This window comes from Marinobacter similis (assembly GCF_000830985.1).
In the GTDB taxonomy this organism is placed as follows: Bacteria; Pseudomonadota; Gammaproteobacteria; order Pseudomonadales; family Oleiphilaceae; genus Marinobacter; species Marinobacter similis.
On record NZ_CP007151.1, the window covers coordinates 3807554 to 3824340 of the forward strand.

Here is a 16787-nt window from a genome sequence, read left to right on the forward strand (position 1 = left end):
TATTACCCGCGTTGCTTAGCGATGGGCCTCGAGACAGACCGAGACAGATTCGGCATAACGCAGGGCGTGAGGCTTGTCGATTTCCACCTGGGCCCACTGCACCGCCGTGTGTTCCATGACAATGCTTAACACCTCGTGTGTCAACCGTTCAAGCAGGGCAAACCGGTTGCCGTCGACATGATGGATGATCTGCTTGGTGATGGTCCGGTAATTCAGCGCCGCCGAGATTTCATTCTCATTGATGGCGTCGGTCGCATCGTAGGTCAGACAGACATTGATCAGCACGTCCTGCTGGTTGTTGATCTCCTCCTCCTTGATGCCGATGTAGGCTCGGAGTAGCAGGTCTTTAATGCGGACCCGGGCCTGATGGTTGCCGGTTACGTCTGTCATAGTGTCTCCGTTCTCCGGTTGGAATCAGCGGTTGTTACCAATGAGATTCAGGAACTCGGTGCGGGTAGCTTGGGATTTTCGGAACTGGCCCAGCATCATCGAGGTCTTCATCCGGGAATTCTGCTTTTCGACGCCCCGCATCATCATGCACATGTGCTGAGCTTCGATGACCACCGCGACGCCCTTGGCGTTGGTGACTTCCTCGATGGCCTCAGCGATCTGCCGGGTCAGATTTTCCTGGATCTGCAGGCGCCGCGCGTACATGTCGACAATCCGGGCAAACTTGGACAGCCCCAGTACCCGGCCCTGGGGCAGGTAGGCGATGTGGCACTTGCCGATAAAGGGCAGCATGTGGTGTTCGCACATGCTGTACAGCTCGATGTCCTGCACTACCACCATTTCGTCCATGGCGGATTCGAACACGGCGTTGTTGACCAGGTCAGACAGACTCTGCTGGTAGCCTTGGGTGAGAAACTGCATGGCCTTGGCGGCGCGCATGGGTGTGTCTTGCAGACCTTCGCGGTCGGTGTCTTCACCGAGCCCATTAATAATGGAGCTATAGTGACCTGCGAGGTCGTCAAGGAGTTTGGTCATAATCAATTCCGATCTGCTGTGTCTTACGAGGCCCAAAGCTTAAGGCAATTTGTTTGTCATCTCTACGCTTTACGAGGCGTGACGGGGAAAAGACCACTTACAAGTCTCAATGGCCTGAAACCAGACACTGGCTATGGCAGCCAGCACGCTATTGTTTTACAGTTTGGGGCTGGATATCCCCGGGGAAAAAGGATGGAGCAGGTAATCGCCGATGCCCGAAAGGCCGTGCCCAGGCACGAAGAGGGTACCCTTGATGGGTGGCAGCAGGGAGGCAAGTGGTTCAAGTACGAAGGCCATGCCATTTTCAGCCGTATGAACGGCCAGGGCGAGCCGCTGGTGTTGCTGCACGGTTTTCCCACCGCGAGTTGGGACTGGAGCCGGGTCTGGCCCATGTTGACCCAGCAATACAGTGTCCTGACCCTGGACCTGCTTGGCTTCGGATTCTCCGACAAGCCCGTTAACTACCCCTACAGCATCGAAGACCAGGCCGACCTTGTTCAGGGTTGGATTGAGGGTCTGGGGCTGAGTTCTGTGCATCTGTTTGCCCACGACTATGGTTGCAGTGTGACCCAGGAGTTGCTGGCCCGGGAACAGGAAGGCGCGCTGCCGTTTGCCATTACCAGTGTCTGTTTCCTGAATGGCGCCCTGTTCCCGGAAGTGCATCACCCGTTGCTTATCCAGAAACTCCTGCGCAGCCCACTGGGTGGTTTGGTTAGTCGCGGTCTGACGCGCCGGAGTTTCGAGCGGAGTTTCCGGCGCCTGTTTGGCAGCCAGAATCCGCCCGATCAGAGTGACATGGAGGATTTCTGGCATCTGCTGACCTACAACAATGGCCGTGGCATCCTGCATAACCTCATTCATTTCATGGAAGAGCGGCGCTGTCACCGCAATCGCTGGGTTCGCGCCCTGCAAAACGCCAGTCAGCCGATGCGGCTGATTTCGGGCACGGCGGACCCGGTGTCCGGCGCCGCCATGGCCAGGCGCTACCGCGAATTGATCGCCAATCCGGATGTTGTCAGCTTGAGGAATATTGGCCACTACCCCCACTTCGAATGTCCGTGGGATGTCTTCGGGGCTTACCGGGAATTCCGCAAGCGGATCGGCTAGGGCTTGTTCCTGCTCAGGTCGCCGCCGAATCCGGCTGGGTGCCGGCGGCAGAGGGTGGCGGTCGCTGGGCGTTCACCACCTGATCGCGGCCTTTGGACTTGGCTTGATACAGCGCCTGGTCTGCTCGGTTCAACCACACCGACCAGGTTTCCCCCCGGCTTACCTCGGCCACGCTGGCGCTGGCGGTCAATTTGATGTCGTTCAGGAATGGCCGCGCGCTGATGCTGGCCAGGAGCTGATGCGCCAGAATATCGGCGTCGCGCTGGCGGGTTTCGGGCAATACAATCATGAACTCCTCACCACCGATGCGGAATAGTTGGTCACTTTCCCGCAGCCGTTTGCGCAGTCGCGTCGCCATCTCTCTCAGCACCTTGTCTCCGGCCTGATGACCCCACTGATCATTGATAGTCTTGAAGAAATCCAGGTCCAATAGCACCAGGCTCGACACCCGCTCGTAGCGCTCCCGCATCTGTATTTGGGTGTTCAGGATGTCGGCTAGCTGGGACCGGTTCAGGCAACCGGTCAGAGGATCGGTGGTGGCCAGCCAGGTCAGCTCTTGTTGCAGCTTGCCCACCAGCCAGGCAAAGACCATGGCGAAGATGCAGGTCAGGCTCAGGGACACGACAATACGCCAGAACTCGGCCTCTGGTAGGTATAAAAAGGAAATGACCGCCATCACGGTAATGAACACGATGTTGCTGGCGGCGGCCTCGCGCAGAGGCAGCAGAAAGAACAGCGCGGTTGCGGCTGGATAGACCCAGTACAGGCCTGAGTGGCCGTTGATCACGGTGGAGTAACCGGCGGCAATCATGGCAAGCAGCGGAAAGAGACGCCCCTTCAGGAAGTAGGTGTTGCGAAACCGGAGAAAGGCGATGACCAGCACTGCGTTAAGGCAGAATAGCCCAAGCAGGGCGGACAGCAGGTAATGTTCCTGCTGCCATTGCACCAGGATCAGCGGGGCGATCGCTACAAACGCCCAGAAGTGCAGGTGGTACATCAGCTGCCGCCGGAAGCCCAGAACGGCCAGGGTGGGATTACGGGCGATTTGGTCAGGTGAGGAAAACGGGTTCAAAACATACTCTCGCTGCCAAGGAAACGCCGGTTACAGCCGGTGCCGGACCGAGCATAACGCCAGCTAGGAATTGTACGACCAGCTAGGAATCGTACGAATAGTAGCATGAACGTCCGGGCAAAGAAGTAGGTACTGTAGTTGCAGACGACATATCTGTTGATTCGGTTGGCTGCCCAGCGGCGGCTTCGTTAAACTTCGCGCATTGACCACAGGGAATTCAACATGACTGCTATCCATACCCGGCCGCCAGCCTTGACCATTCGCGCTGGCCGCCGCGCGCTGCAGCGCCTGAAAGACAAGCCACTTGGTCCGGAAGACGTGCACGTGGTCCCCGGTGCCGCCGGCGGCCCCAAGGCGCTGGGCCTCAGCGGCCTGGACAAAGCAATCTTCGGTGACTGGTTGCCCCGGGCGCCCCAGGAACGCTCGCTGATTGGCTCGTCCATTGGCAGCTGGCGCTTTGCCGCCGTCGCGTCCTCCGACGATCCCAAGTCGCAGTTGGCGAAACTTGCAGAACTTTATACCTCTCAGCGGTTTGCCAAGGGTGTCAGCGCGGCGGAGGTCAGTCGCAAGAGTGTGTTGTTCCTGGAAACGCTGTTAGCCGGTTGTGAGGATTATATTCTCAACCATCCGTGGTATCGGCTGAATGTTGTGGTGGTGCGCAGTCTGGGGATGCTCGAACACGACACCCGGGGCCGGCTTAGCTGGGTCTGATGAATGCCATCAGTGCCAACATGGTTAGCCGCCGTCACCTGGGCCGGTTCATGGAGCGGGGAATTCTGCACGACGCCCGGCTCAAGGCCCCAGTCTCCAAGTTGATTGATTTTCCCAGCCACGAAGTGGCCCTGACCCGTGACAACCTGATGCCGGCCCTGTTGGCGTCGGCGTCCATTCCGATGGTGATGTCCGGGGTTCGAAATATTCCGGGCGCGCCGGAGGGTGTCTATCGGGACGGCGGGCTGCTGGATTACCACCTGGACCTGCCTTATGAGCAGCCCGGGGTGATTCTGTACCCGCACTTCACCGACAAGGTGGTGCCAGGATGGTTTGACAAGACTCTACCCTGGCGCCGTGGCGATGCCACCCGGCTGCAGGACGTGGTGTTGGTGGCACCGTCGAAGGAATACCTGGAGACCCTCCCGGACCGCAAGCTGCCGGACCGGAAGGATTTCGAGACTTACGTGAATAATGATCAGGGCCGGGAGCGAGCCTGGCGCAAGGCGATTGCCGAAAGTGATCGCCTGGGTGATGAGTTCATGGAGCTGACCGAAACCGGCAAGCTGACCGAGGTGCTGCGCCCGCTCTGAGCCTCAGGCCGAGACCGGGCGCCTTTCCGGCAGTCCGGTCGCGATCAGCGCAGCCAGGGCGATCAGCCCGGCGGACAGCCACAGGCAGGCCTCAAGGCCATAAACCTGGTACATCCAGCCCGACAGCACCGTGCCCAGCAGGCGACCGGCGGCGTTGGACATGTAATAGAAACCAACGTCCAGTGAGACACCATCGCCGCGGGCATAGCTGACGATCAGGTAGCTGTGCAGGGACGAATTGATGGCGAACAACACACCGAACAGCAGCAGGCCGCCAACGACTGCCACCTGCGGGGATACCCCGGTGATCAGCCCCAGGGCAATGGCTGCCGGAACCACCGCCAGTAGCGCGGCCCAGAGCACCGCCGGCAGGCGCCCGGCCTGATCGCCGGTGATGCGTGGCGCCAGGGTCTGCACGATGCCGTAGCCAATGACCCAGCTGGCCATGAAGCCACCCACCTGCCAGAAATCCCAGCCGAATACCGTGTGCAGGTATACCGGCAGGGCCACCACGAACCAGACGTCCCGCGCACCGAACAGGAAAAGCCGGGCACCCGAGAGCAGGTTGATCGGGCGGCTTTTGGACAGGATGTCGGTGAACTTGGGTTTGGCCGTGCTCTTGCCAAGTTCTTGCTGTAACAGCACCAGACTCGACAGCCAGATCAGCGCCAGCACCGCAGCCATGGCAATGACCGCACCCTGGAACCCGATCGCCATCAGCAGCACCCCGCCCAGGAAGGCTAATGTTTTTAGTGTGCGGTTAAGCGATCACGTGTAGGTAGTGTTTGTCTAGAAAACTTTCCTCATAGTAATGCCTTTTTCAAGCTAGATTCAGCTTCGTCTGTTGTTATAGCGGGTCGCTTGAAGTCCGATCTCTTAGCTATTTTTGAGTTGCTCTCGAGAAGGGCGACAGCCACAACTTTCCAACATCCAGATACGGCGCTTATAGATGAAGGTTCTAATTGTCGAAGACAACGCGGTACTCGCAGAAAAAATCTCCGCTTGGCTTGCGAAGGAAAACTTTACTGTAGATGTTGCCCAAAACGGAAAAGAGGCAAATTTCTTTGTAGAGACAAGCAGTTATCAGGCGATCATTCTGGATATAGGACTGCCCGACGAGAACGGGCTTTCTTTGATGCAAAAATGGAGAAGCAGTGGCAGAGATGAAGCTATTCTTATTTTAACTGCCCGCTCCAACTGGACAGAGAGAGTTGAGGGCTTGAATGCCGGGGCAGACGATTATCTTCCAAAACCCTTCGAATTCGATGAACTGAAAGCTCGACTTAGCGCCATAATACGAAGAAAAGACGGGCGAGCAACTGATAAGATCATCGTGGATGGTTTTCTACTTAATGCAACCTATAGAACCCTAACAACTCCCGATCATAAAGAGTTCAGACTAACCGCAACGGAGTACCGCCTTTTACAATGCTTTCTTCGCTCTCCTGACAGAGTTTTCTCACAGGACGAACTTGTTGAAGCACTCTATAATATCGAAAGGTGCCCAACCAGAAATGTCGTTCAAGTCTACATAGCCAGGCTAAGAAAGATACTCGGAAAAAAACGAATAAAAACATTGAGAGGACAAGGATATTACTTTGCAAGAGATTCTCTTCAAAAAAGGGTTGAAGCTTAAATGATTTTACTGTGATTTAACCATTTTCCTCAAGGACCAGGGCTCGCCAGATAAATGCGCTGGCCCATAAACCGGGCCAGCTTTCTCAACGATTAACCATTTCGGTGAAAAATACCAAATAGATTAAAAAGACTTAGTCCAGCCCAGCCAAAACTTCGGGTCGTCCGAATTGACCGAACCAAGTGCGTTACTTGAATCGATATCAGCGTACTCCAGATTAACACTAAAAGCTCCAAAGCTTCCCGCATCTTTGGTGACGTTAACAGCTGCATGTCCGTAGCTCGCCTTGCCAATAGACGCCTTGCCATCATCAGTGAAATCATAATAGCCAATCAAAACACCTGTGCTGAAATCGTCTTCCAGTGGCACATCAACTGATGCGTAATAATAGATATCGCCTTGAACGAACAGCCCTTCGCCGCTTACGTCGCTGTTTGCTGTGTAAGCAACACCTATAGATGCAATGCTGTAACTCAACTCTCCGTATATTTCGCCAAAATCAATAGATTCAGGAGCATCAGGGTAAGAGTAATAAATGTAGCCAACATCGTAACCGATATCCTCAATTACACCGGAGAAGCCAGCATAAAGATCAAGCTCGTAGCTCGTCCCATCGCCGAAATCCACATTGGAGCCCCAGCCGCCAACATAAAGCCCCGACGCATGTTCGTAGTCAAGCCCGCCTTGCGTCGCCGTTGAGCCATCTGTTTGTGTCACACCGCGAAATAAGTAGTTGCTTGTTATGCCCAAATTAGCACTAACACCTGCGCTGGCAATTAACGGGACCGCTTGGAGGGTTACGAGCAAACCAACACTTAGCAAACAATCTTTAGTCGAGATACGTCTTCTCATCGTGTTTACCTTCTATTTGGACAGCTTAGTTATTTGCGCATTGAATAACGCACCTATAATGCATACACGTTTTGTGCCACCTTTTAAAAAACTTATTCTATGAGCAATTATTGTCAAATCAGGGCCGCAGTTCATAAAATTGATTAAATATTTAACAATTCAATGCAATAAGCACTCTGCTTCAAGTGTTGCATTGCTCGTCGATAGTGCGCTCATCAATAATGCGCACCAAATAGGAACAAGAATTGAAAAAACGATGACTAAAATTGTAGTGGTTCAATGATTCCGGACACCAACGTAGGTGGTAAAATCGCCACCATAAACGAGGTGTCTGATGACCAGAAAGCGACGTTCTTTTTCTCCTGAGTTCAAACAGGAAGCAGCCAGCCTGGTGCTGGACCAAGGTTACACCATTCCCCAGGCCAGTACGTCCCTGGGCGTGGGCGAGAGTGCCATTCGCCGTTGGGTCAAACAGCTGACCGAGGAGCGTGAGGGTGTCACCCCAAAGGGGAAAGCTTTAACCCCGGAGCAGCGCCGAATTCAGGAATTGGAAGCCCGCTGCAAGCGCCTTGAGCAGGAGAAAGACATACTAAAAAAGGCTACCGCTCTCTTGATGTCGGACGACATGAATCGTACGCGCTGATAGACCAGTTGAGTGAGCAAGTGCCTGTTGAAATGGTCTGCAATGCGTTCGATATCAGCCGTTCCAGCTATTACGAGTATCGCCAACGACGGAAACACGTGGATGTTGAGCGTCTGGCCCTGAAGGCTCAGGTGAACCGCTTGTTTACCAAGAGCCGCAGTTCTGCCGGCAGCCGGACAATCAAAGGCATGCTCAACGATGACGGCGTGGTGATTGGTCGCTTTAAGGTCCGACGACTGATGAGTGAGTTGGGGCTGATCTGTAAGCAACCAGGCCCTCACGCTTACAAGCAGGCTACCGTTGAGCGACCAGATATTCCGAACCATCTGGCTCGTGAGTTTACGGTAGACCGACCCAATCAGGCTTGGTGCGGTGACATTACCTACGTCTGGAGCGGCCAACGATGGAGCTACTTGGCTGTGGTGCTGGATCTGTATGCCCGGCGCGTTGTTGGTTGGGCGATGTCATCCAGTCCGGATGCCGATCTGGTTGTCAAAGCTCTGGACCACGCCTGGGAACAGCGTGGTCGACCGGAGAAAGTTATGTTCCACTCGGATCAGGGAAGCCAGTATGCCAGCCGTAAGTTCCGTCAGAGGCTCTGGCGCTATCGAATAACACAAAGCATGAGCCGACGTGGTAACTGCTGGGACAACGCACCGATGGAGAGGCTGTTCCGGAGCCTGAAATCTGAATGGATACCGGCCCTAGGATATCGGAACCTCCACGAGGCCAAAAAAGATGTGGGTGGCTATCTGATGGACTACTACAACCGGCAACGACCTCATGCGTTCAACGACGGCATTTCACCCGTTGCCGCTGAGGAAAACCTTAAAATACTGTCCGGGATTAGTTGACCACTACAAATAGAACTATTTTTAACTTGATAATTCTAGATTAGATATGGTTTTATGAAAAAATCGAGAGAGGTCTGAATTAGCCATGAATACTGCAAAATATCTTAGTTAAGAATGCAGCTTTCCAACATTTTGCGCTCTGTCTTTCTTACGAGATTCATCAATACTAAAGCGCGACTTTCGCAATTTTGGGAAAATTAATAAAAATCTACCATTAAATTAATCTTGGAGCCACGTAATTGCCCGTCTGGCTCCAAGTAAACAACGATAAATGTTATTGCTTTTCCAAGAGATCCCCAATCAACTCTTTAATCAATCTATGTTCTTCCTTCAGTTTTTTGATGGTCTCGCTCTCTTCCACACGATACTGGGAGGAACGTTCATCTATGCTCTTATTAGGATAGCTTCTTGCCTCGTTGTATCTGTCCGCTTGCCCTCCTGCGTGGGCTATAGAAGCACCACTTGCCACGAAAAAAGCTACTATAATCATGGATACTTTCTTCATAAAACGCCCCCGACATTTTTTTCAATTAGACCAGCAACATTCAATGGCCTTGGGTGTTTAGTAGAACATCGAAACTTTAAACACACTTGAAAATATATGCTGATGAAACGTTTTTTTCAGCGGCTACCACAAGCTCAAAAGCCATTTAGGTCGGCTTTGATTTGATGACACTAAATCAAGTTATTCAAATGCCTAAGAACGATAAGACCAAGCCAGACCGATCTGAAGACCAGAGCGGCCCTCCCTCCGGCTCGCACCCGTTGCGGCACGCTTCGATTCCAACTATGCTTTCCAATCAGAGCACGTCTATGTGCCTTCAACTGAAGCCTTCCGCTCAATCGACAAAAGCACCTTCATGACAGCGCAGAAAAGCATCCGAAAAACTGCACTCCAATATGGCATCGTTTTCAGTCTCTTGTATTTTCTACTTATTTTTCTCTCGCACACTTATGTAATAGAGCAGCTTTCGAACGAATCCAGAAAACATCGCCTTAACAAGGAGGTGGAGAGTTTTCAAACCATCATTGACAACGAAGTTCCGTCGCCCGACGAGATCGGCAGCATGATTGATCGGTTCCAATTGCTACTGGAGCACGCCCTCGTCGTCGAAATGAAAGACGGAAGCATCATTGCCAGTAGCAACATAGATCAAACAACGTTGCGCATGGTTTCAAAAAAGCCGGCGGGCTTTGTAGAAATATCCCAAGGTGCAGATGGCCTCCTTGGATTGAAACGAAGTGTCGGAATTGATAGCCCGTTTTCGTCAGTCACCATCCTGGAAATGGAAAGTGGACTAGCTGGGCGATCCAGTGGGGCTCACCTGACCTTGCTGGCTGCCTCCGCATTATTACTTGGTGTTCTCTTGGCCCTGGTAGGCACCACTACTTACCTGGCTTTGAAACCGATCGAACACATCAAGGACGACATGAGGCGACTGCTATCTGGCAAACAACCTCGTTCGAATCCTGACGCACCAGAGGAGTTCAGCCCACTGATCAAACAGTTCAATAACCTACTTGAACTAGCAAGTCGCCGCCTTGACCGCCATCGACGTCTAAATTCTGATCTTTCTCATATGGTAATGACCTCTATCTCTGCCAATCTGGCAATCTTGTCAGACACTGGTTCATTACCTCCGTCCCGCGACGACATAGAGTTCATGATCTCCAACCTAAAGGATCTAAGCCGATCCTTAAACTACCGCATGAGCAAGGCAGATATATCCGGCAGGCAGATGGGGCAAACATGTTTCCCGATTGAAATAGCGAACAACGTCATTTCTGTCATGGAAAAATTTTCCCGACAAGAGTTTTCGTATCAATACTTCCTTGCCGAATAGCTTCAGCTGGCCTATGGAGCGTCAGGACCTATCAGAGTTATTCGGTAACCTGCTCGAAAACGGCGGGAAGTGGAGTCAGGCTGAGATTGACGTTTCAATTAACCAGACCGATTCCGGGCTAACGATAGAAGTTGCAGACGACGGTCCTGGGATTAATCCAGAAGCGGCCTCAAAAGTGATGGATAGAGGTTCCCGGCTTGACGAAACCGTTTCTGGATTTGGACTGGGACTGTCCATCGTGTCCGAAATACTAGAAGATAATTTCGGACAGATGAACATTGGCCCCTCAGAAACAGGGGGCGCCAGAATCACAGTTATGCTTCCTTTCCCAGAGTAGAGCACAACCATAATTCCTCCTCCCCGCTATGAGGGAGGGATTACCCTTCCCTGCTCACGACCAAATATTTTCACTTCCCGTCTACTGTTGCATATCATCGAGTTTAGCCCTTGAGAAGCGCTTGAATAGAGCCGGTAAAACAAAAAGCGTTAGGAAAGTCGCAGTCACGAGACCACCCACAATCACGCTGGCCAGTGGCTTCTGAATTTCCGCCCCCACGCCCGTCGACAATAGCATCGGTATCAAACCGAGCGCCGAGGTTATTGCTGTCATCAAGACTGGACGCAAACGGGAGACGGCACCTTCAAACACCGCGGTATCCACATTCAACCCATCCTGTATTCGCTGATTGATGCTTTCGACCATAACGACCCCGTTAAGCACCGCCACACCGAACAGCGTGATAAATCCAACGGAACTGGGCACTGAAAGATACTGACCGGAGATCCAGAGTGAAAATACGCCACCAATAACGGCAAGCGGCACGTTGACTAGAATCAACAACGCTTGACCGACCGAACTGAAAGCGAAGTACAGCAACAGCGCGATCAGGCCCAGAGATACAGGTACCACAATGGTCAACCGCTCCTGTGCTCGCTGCTGGTTTTCGAACTGACCACCAATATCAACCGAATAGCCGGGAGGAAGGTTCACTTCTGACGCGATGGTATCCTGAATATCGGCAACCACACTGCCCATGTCACGACCCTGCACATTGGACTGAATGACCACACGGCGCTGCACGTCATCGCGGCGCACCTGAGGCGGGCCGGACTCAATAGACACATAGGCCACATCACCGAGTCTCACCCAGGCTCCGGACGGCGCCTGTAACCGGAGATCGGCAATGGCATCCCGGTCCTCCCGGAAACGTTTGGCCAGACGCACATAGATATCGTACCTCTCATTTCCGTTGATGATCTGGCCTGCAGCGGCACCACCCAGACCATCCCGGACAACACTCATCACATCAGACACGGCGAGTCCGTACCGGGAGAGTGCCTGACGGTCAGGCTGAACCACCAACTGCGCTTCACCAGCAATCTGCTCCATGGCCACGTCTCGTGTTCCCTGAACTGTTCGGACCGCCGCTTCAATCTTCTGGCCTTTCTCCGCCAGTACGCCGAGATCCGGGCCAAAGAGTTTGATGGCCAACTGCGCACGAACACCTGACAACAGTTCATCAACCCGAGTCGCGATAGGCTGAGAAAAGTTAAACAGTAGCCCCGGGTGCTGTTCGAGCTTCTCCTCAAACAGGGCCTGCAATTCATAGCGATTACTGGCGCTGGTCCACTCCGAAGTGGGTTTTAAGCCAATATAGATCTCTATGTTGTTGACGGGCTCCGGGTCGCCGCCAATTTCTGCTCGGCCAGCCCGGGAGAGAGCGTAAGTAACTTCAGGAAATTCCATCAACATCGCTTCCAGTTTTGGCGCAACTTCAATCGCCGTATCAAGCTAGATGAAGGGGCCAGCGTCACCCGGAGGTTGATCGTCCCCTCTTCCAACTCGGGGACAAACTCAGTACCGAGTCGCGGCACGACCAGGGCCGCCAGCACGACAAGGACAGCTGCTGCACCGACAACAGAGCGGGTGTGGTTCAACGACCAGTCAAGGCCCTTGCGATAAAGCTTTTCGAGGGGCTTTAAAATGAAACTTTCCCGCTCCCGAATACCCTTGCGAAACATAAACGATGCCAAGGCCGGCACAACCACCAGAGCAACGATCACAGCGGACACGATGGCCAACATTATGCTGATCGCCATTGGCTGAAAAAGCTTGGCTTCCACACCTTCAAAGCTGAATAAAGGCATGAAAACGACCAGGATAATCGCCGTCGCGAAAAAAATTGGCCGCGCCACTTCCCGGCCTGCTTCCTGCAGTCGAAGCGCAATGCCATGGTCATCGTGTGAGGCGTCCAATGGGTCCGGGTCGTTTTTCACCAATTCATCCCGATGGGCGTCGTGCTCAGCATCAGGATGCGTCAGATGTTTGAACATGTTCTCGACCATAACAACAGAGCCGTCCACCAGCATGCCAATTGCCACAGCAATGCCGCCCAGAGACATCAAGTTGGCCGAGAGACCGAACCAGGCCATGATCATCAGGGCAATACCGATGGAAATCGGTATTGAAAGCAGCACAAGCGTTGTTGCCCGCAGATTCATCAGAAACAGGGCGAGCACAATCGCAATAAACACAAAAGCCAACAAAAGCGCATTGGTCACCGTCTCTACGGCCTTGGTCACCAGATCCGCTTGGTTGTAATAGGGCTCAAAACGAACCCCACTCGGAAGCGCCTGGTTTATGCGATCAATGCGGGCCTCAATGCCGTCGATGGTTGCTTTTGTGTTGGCCCCCATTCGCTTGAGTACAATGCCAGAAACCACTTCACCCAGTTGTTCAACCTGACCGTCTTCATCCTTCCGGGTCATGGTTACCGCACCCTGCGAATTTCAGTGCCCAGCGCTACCTCGGCGACATCGTTCACTGTCACTGTAATGCCATCACTGGTTTTAACGGGCACCTGACGGATCTGCTCGAGCCCCTGCTCGCCATTACCCAGCCAGCCCATACCGCGAATAACCAACTGCTCCTGCCCGCGGCCCATATACCAGCCCCCAACATTGGAGTTGTTGCTCTCCAGGGCTTCCATGACATCGTTCTGTGATAAGTCATAGGACAGCATTCGCGCCGGGTTCAGGTTAACCTGGTACTGGCGGACCTCTCCGCCAAACGACAGGATTTCTGTCACCCCTTCAGCAGGTATCAGCAACAGTTTGACCAGCCAGTCGTGCAAGCTGCGCAATTCCATTGCGTCGTACCCCGAATCCGGGTCCGCTATCAGCAAGTACTGGTAGACCTGGCCAAGACCGGACGTATTCGGCCCCATTTCAGGCACCCCGACCCCGTCCGGAATCAGCTCCCGCGCGGCCTGCAACCGCTCGAAAACCAGTTGGCGCGCGAAATAGATATCCGTGCCCTCTTTAAAGACCACGGTGACACCAGACAACCCGGTTTTGGAGATGGACCGAACCTCCTCAACATCCGGCAACGCATACATCACCGCTTCAATGGGATAGGTGATCAGCTGCTCGACTTCCTCAGCCGCAAGTCCGGGCGCCTCTGTATTAACAGCGACCTGGACGTTTGTAACGTCGGGGAAAGCATCAAGGTTCAGTTTTGGTATCTGAAACGCGGCCGTGGCGATAAGCACTGCAAGCGCAATAAGAACCAACAGGCGGTTCTGAACCGCCCAGTCGACAACTCGGTTGAACATAATGGCTCCCGGAATCAGTGGTTGTGTGGGTCAAAGCCGCCTTTGGCAATTTCAGAGGCCACAAAAAATGCGCCCCGCGAAACGATCCGTTGGCCCGCAGTCAGGCCCGAAATCTCACGGAGTCCGCCAATTGAGCGACCCAGTTCCACTTCCACAGGCTCATACTCCCCTTCAGCCTCTTCCACATAGACCGTCCAGTCGCCATCGGCGCCTCGCATCAACGCACTTTCCGGCACCGCAAGCACCGGTTCCGTGGTTTTAAAAAGGAAATACACATCTGCAAACATTCCGGGATGAAAACGATCTTCAGGATTGTCCAGCTCCAACCGAACAATCCGCGTGCGAGTCACAGCGTCAATGGTATGAGCTTCCTGGGATACCGTTGCCACAGCTACACGACCTGCAACTCTTACTTCCGCTTCTGCTCCTTGCTTAAGGACAATGTCGGAGTTTGCTGGCAGGTGAGCCTCTACCCAAAGTTCGCTTTCATTAGCCAGAGTCACCAGCGGTTGGCCTGCCTCAACTCTTTGTCCTTGCTCAAACTCATCGGTCAGTACTGCACCGTCCACGCGAGCCCTGAGCGTGTATTCACCGAGACTACCTACGCCGCTGGCCCTCAGCGCACCAATGTCATCATCGTTTAGCCCATAAGCAAGCAGAGTCGCCCTCGCCGCTTCAATATTGGCTTTCGCGGTATTGAACCGTTGATCACCCACCACGGAACGACCCAGCCCGCTGATTCGCTCCCATTCAGGAAAAGCCTTCCTGTAATCAGCCTGAGCCTGTGCCACCGTCTCACTGAACAGGGTGACCAGCTGCTGGCCTTTGGTTACGTGCTCACCCAATTCCACATGACGTTTCAACACCACCGAGGCAACCCGGGGGATACGTGATAGCTGGTATAGCCGTTGGTCAGCAGCTCACCGGGAGCGTAGATTTCATAGTCAACGCGCTTGCTCTCGAGGGTTGCTACTTCAATGCCGGCGAGCTCTTTCTGTTTGGCATTGATGCTTGCGGTAGTTGCTTCTTCATGACCACCATCGCTCTCCTCTTCGTGGCCATGACCTTCTTCCTCTTCATGCTCACGTTCTTCAGCATGTCCGCCCTCATGCTCATCCTCTTCACCGGTGCCTTCTCGATGATCGTCGCCACCGGCGGCATGATCATGGCCGGCCTCCTTATGAGCATCTTCCTCGGCCTGCACCAGTGAAGGGGGAGCTATAAACAGTGTCAGTACAAATACTGAAATCAGAGTTTTTTTCATAATGAATATCCAGTTTCCAGAATATTATTGGAAGGAGGTGATCAGTTCGCCAGAATGGCTCAAGAGCTCAATCAGACCCAGCTGCGCCAGCTTTTCCAGTTCAATACCGGTTTTCAGGCTCTCCGCGCGCTGGCCCAGCGCCTGGAGATACTCAGAGGTGGAGAGGTCGCCGACCTGCCACTGCTTCTCAAGCAAATCGGCACTTCGCTGTACACGCCCCTGGGACAGTTCTTTCCATCGACGGAGTTGCTTGTCGTATCGCTTCCAGGAAGCGCGAGCGCCCGCCAGGTCATATTGTTGTTTCCGGTAGAGCGCCTGAAACCGCGCTTCGGCCTCCACAGCCCGTCGATTCGCAGCCCGGATTTCAGCGCTGTAGTTATTACGGACGTTCAGAGGGATCGAGAATGTCAGGCCAACCACGCTCTCTCCGCCGTCACGTCCTCCGCTCAGCCCTACTGTCGGCGATGCTGTCGCTTTGCGCCTGGCAACCTCTGCCTCACTTTTCAACACCTGCCACTTGGCTCGAGCGGCTGCAATTGACGGGTGTGCCAACAGATCGGCATCACCAATCTGGGACTCCAGCGCTGGCCATATATACTCGGGGATTCCCCCATCCTGAGGCCTCCAGTCCGGCAGACGTTCTTGAACCTGAGTTTCTGCCCGATTAACTGCGGCCTTTGCCTGGGCGACTTCGCTCAACTGACGGGATAGATTTAAAAACAGAAGCTCTGCGTCGGCACGCCCCAGATCACCTGCCTGCTGGCGCTGTTCAACCTGGTCCAGCAAGGTATCCAGGCGCTGCTGTTGGGATTCAGCAATTTCCTCAAACAGCGTAGTGGCGCGCCACTCGACAAGCGCAAACAATGATTCAGACGTTTGTGTCAGAACTGCTTCGCTCAAGCCAGCTTGCGCAGAAAGCCTGATCAGCTTTGCCTTCTCCTGTAATGCGCCCTGTTGATCAGACCAATCGATCGTTTGTGACAGCCCTGCCTCAAAGTTATTCTCACTGCCCGTTCTGTCTGCTCCCACGGACAACTCCGGGTTATACAGCGGTTGTTCACTTGCCTCAGCGTCCTCTTTCCGCGCTGCCGCCTGCTCTGTCGCCGCCAGTACCTCTGGGTGCTTGCTTATCTGGCCAGTGAGCCAATTCGCCCAATTAACAGTCTCCGCCTGACCTAACAGAGGAATGGACAATAGTACTGAACACAGCAACGCCCGAAGCGAGTGCTTGCTTGCCTTCATCATCGTTCTCCCGAAGCGATTAGTAGCCAAAAATTATGGGCGTGAGAAGCCCGTGGCGAGGTAGGAAGTGATCGAAATGTTAAGTGCAAACTTTGAATTGAGTTTGAATTTGCAGCTTATTTTAGAAAAATCGCCTAGGGCCTGCGCGACAGAAGCTTTTGACCTGCCGTGTTTTGAACCGGATCATCGCCCGACTGGCCAGTTGGTCAACCGGGGCGCCAGCATGGCTCACGGCATCACCCTCAGACCGAGTAATCAGGGAGAGGTTGTTAACCGTTTTCAGCCTGGTGACACCTTCCCGCACCATGAGCATTGACTATTGACTCGATAGTTACAGAGCCGTAAAGTCACGCAACCTAAATGCGAATTAT

At 53.7% G+C, this 16787-nt stretch carries 15 protein-coding genes and 3 pseudogenes; 7 read left to right on the forward strand and 11 right to left on the reverse strand.

Annotated elements, in window-relative coordinates:
* Positions 1-15: 15 nt before the first annotated feature.
* The gene (gene folX, locus AU14_RS17590; protein WP_041343062.1) at positions 16-390 is read right to left on the reverse strand and encodes a dihydroneopterin triphosphate 2'-epimerase; all 375 of its coding nucleotides are present in this window, start codon (positions 388-390) and stop codon (positions 16-18) included.
* Between the two features lie 24 nt (positions 391-414).
* Complete coding sequence (folE, locus tag AU14_RS17595; RefSeq protein ID WP_041343065.1) at positions 415-984, reverse strand: GTP cyclohydrolase I FolE; 570 nt, start codon at positions 982-984, stop codon at positions 415-417.
* 192 nt (positions 985-1176) lie between these two features.
* On the opposite strand from folE, the gene AU14_RS17600 reads away from it, so the two are divergent.
* Positions 1177-2091, forward strand: coding sequence for an alpha/beta fold hydrolase (locus AU14_RS17600; protein WP_052472117.1), 915 nt, complete (start codon positions 1177-1179; stop codon positions 2089-2091).
* 13 nt (positions 2092-2104) lie between these two features.
* Here AU14_RS17600 and AU14_RS17605 read toward each other — a convergent pair whose 3' ends face one another.
* The gene (locus tag AU14_RS17605) at positions 2105-3163 is read right to left on the reverse strand and encodes a GGDEF domain-containing protein (protein ID WP_041343068.1); all 1059 of its coding nucleotides are present in this window, start codon (positions 3161-3163) and stop codon (positions 2105-2107) included.
* 222 nt (positions 3164-3385) lie between these two features.
* Here AU14_RS17605 and AU14_RS17610 point away from each other — a divergent pair.
* Positions 3386-4467: pseudogene (locus tag AU14_RS17610) on the forward strand (patatin-like phospholipase family protein).
* Positions 4468-4470: 3 nt separating this feature from the next.
* Here AU14_RS17610 and AU14_RS17615 read toward each other — a convergent pair.
* Positions 4471-5223 (reverse strand): annotated as a pseudogene (locus AU14_RS17615) (MFS transporter); the annotation flags it as partial.
* Between the two features lie 193 nt (positions 5224-5416).
* On the opposite strand from AU14_RS17615, the gene AU14_RS17620 reads away from it, so the two are divergent.
* On the forward strand, positions 5417-6103 hold the full coding sequence (locus tag AU14_RS17620) for a response regulator transcription factor (RefSeq protein ID WP_041343071.1): 687 nt from the start codon (positions 5417-5419) through the stop codon (positions 6101-6103).
* Between the two features lie 123 nt (positions 6104-6226).
* Here the strand turns inward: AU14_RS17620 and AU14_RS17625 are convergent, their stop codons facing one another.
* Complete coding sequence (locus AU14_RS17625; protein ID WP_041343074.1) at positions 6227-6955, reverse strand: TorF family putative porin; 729 nt, start codon at positions 6953-6955, stop codon at positions 6227-6229.
* Positions 6956-7289: 334 nt separating this feature from the next.
* Between AU14_RS17625 and AU14_RS17635 the strand changes: the two genes are divergently transcribed.
* Positions 7290-8452, forward strand: a protein-coding gene (locus AU14_RS17635) for an IS3 family transposase (protein ID WP_094191258.1) whose coding sequence is annotated in 2 segments (ribosomal slippage) — positions 7290-7545 and positions 7545-8452 — 1164 coding nt in all. Because the reading frame shifts where the segments join, the coding sequence is not laid out codon by codon here.
* 274 nt (positions 8453-8726) lie between these two features.
* Here AU14_RS17635 and AU14_RS17640 read toward each other — a convergent pair.
* Entirely contained in the window at positions 8727-8957 is a 231-nt protein-coding gene (locus AU14_RS17640; RefSeq protein WP_041343084.1) for a hypothetical protein, read from the reverse strand.
* Positions 8958-9267: 310 nt separating this feature from the next.
* Between AU14_RS17640 and AU14_RS17645 the strand changes: the two genes are divergently transcribed.
* Entirely contained in the window at positions 9268-10296 is a 1029-nt protein-coding gene (locus AU14_RS17645; protein WP_236744187.1) for a sensor histidine kinase, read from the forward strand.
* 13 nt (positions 10297-10309) lie between these two features.
* Entirely contained in the window at positions 10310-10633 is a 324-nt protein-coding gene (locus AU14_RS22340) for an ATP-binding protein (RefSeq protein ID WP_236744188.1), read from the forward strand.
* 81 nt (positions 10634-10714) lie between these two features.
* Here the strand turns inward: AU14_RS22340 and AU14_RS24000 are convergent.
* The 5 genes and pseudogenes from AU14_RS24000 to AU14_RS17660 all read right to left on the reverse strand — a co-directional run bounded on the left by AU14_RS24000 (position 10715) and on the right by AU14_RS17660 (position 16419).
* Positions 10715-13065, reverse strand: a pseudogene (locus AU14_RS24000) (efflux RND transporter permease subunit).
* 2 nt (positions 13066-13067) lie between these two features.
* Complete coding sequence (locus AU14_RS22355; RefSeq protein WP_236744191.1) at positions 13068-13910, reverse strand: efflux RND transporter permease subunit; 843 nt, start codon at positions 13908-13910, stop codon at positions 13068-13070.
* 14 nt (positions 13911-13924) lie between these two features.
* Positions 13925-14779 (reverse strand): efflux RND transporter periplasmic adaptor subunit, encoded by an 855-nt coding sequence (locus AU14_RS17655; protein ID WP_236744192.1) that lies wholly within the window; start codon positions 14777-14779, stop codon positions 13925-13927.
* A complete protein-coding gene (locus AU14_RS22360; protein ID WP_236744193.1) occupies positions 14770-15174 on the reverse strand; it encodes a hypothetical protein in 405 nt (134 codons plus the stop codon). Before AU14_RS22360 ends, AU14_RS17655 begins: the two co-directional genes overlap by 10 nt.
* A 24-nt stretch (positions 15175-15198) precedes the next feature.
* On the reverse strand, positions 15199-16419 hold the full coding sequence (locus AU14_RS17660) for a TolC family protein (RefSeq protein ID WP_330217925.1): 1221 nt from the start codon (positions 16417-16419) through the stop codon (positions 15199-15201).
* A gap of 73 nt (positions 16420-16492) precedes the next feature.
* Here AU14_RS17660 and AU14_RS19430 point away from each other — a divergent pair, with 73 nt between their 5' ends.
* Complete coding sequence (locus tag AU14_RS19430) at positions 16493-16732, forward strand: hypothetical protein (protein ID WP_148312781.1); 240 nt, start codon at positions 16493-16495, stop codon at positions 16730-16732.
* Positions 16733-16787 lie beyond the last annotated feature (55 nt).

What these genes read in the sequence shown, in the direction of transcription:
- folX (WP_041343062.1), bottom strand. Translation starts at nt 390, where the DNA reads ATGACAGACGTAACCGGCAACCATCAGGCCCGGGTCCGCATTAAAGAC.
- folE (WP_041343065.1), bottom strand. Translation starts at nt 984, where the DNA reads ATGACCAAACTCCTTGACGACCTCGCAGGTCACTATAGCTCCATTATT.
- AU14_RS17600 (WP_052472117.1), top strand. Translation starts at nt 1,177, where the DNA reads ATGGAGCAGGTAATCGCCGATGCCCGAAAGGCCGTGCCCAGGCACGAA.
- AU14_RS17620 (WP_041343071.1), top strand. Translation starts at nt 5,417, where the DNA reads ATGAAGGTTCTAATTGTCGAAGACAACGCGGTACTCGCAGAAAAAATC.
- AU14_RS17625 (WP_041343074.1), bottom strand. Translation starts at nt 6,955, where the DNA reads ATGAGAAGACGTATCTCGACTAAAGATTGTTTGCTAAGTGTTGGTTTG.
- AU14_RS17640 (WP_041343084.1), bottom strand. Translation starts at nt 8,957, where the DNA reads ATGAAGAAAGTATCCATGATTATAGTAGCTTTTTTCGTGGCAAGTGGT.
- AU14_RS22340 (WP_236744188.1), top strand. Translation starts at nt 10,310, where the DNA reads ATGGAGCGTCAGGACCTATCAGAGTTATTCGGTAACCTGCTCGAAAAC.
- AU14_RS22355 (WP_236744191.1), bottom strand. Translation starts at nt 13,910, where the DNA reads ATGTTCAACCGAGTTGTCGACTGGGCGGTTCAGAACCGCCTGTTGGTT.
- AU14_RS22360 (WP_236744193.1), bottom strand. Translation starts at nt 15,174, where the DNA reads ATGAAAAAAACTCTGATTTCAGTATTTGTACTGACACTGTTTATAGCT.
- AU14_RS17660 (WP_330217925.1), bottom strand. Translation starts at nt 16,419, where the DNA reads ATGATGAAGGCAAGCAAGCACTCGCTTCGGGCGTTGCTGTGTTCAGTA.
- AU14_RS19430 (WP_148312781.1), top strand. Translation starts at nt 16,493, where the DNA reads ATGTTAAGTGCAAACTTTGAATTGAGTTTGAATTTGCAGCTTATTTTA.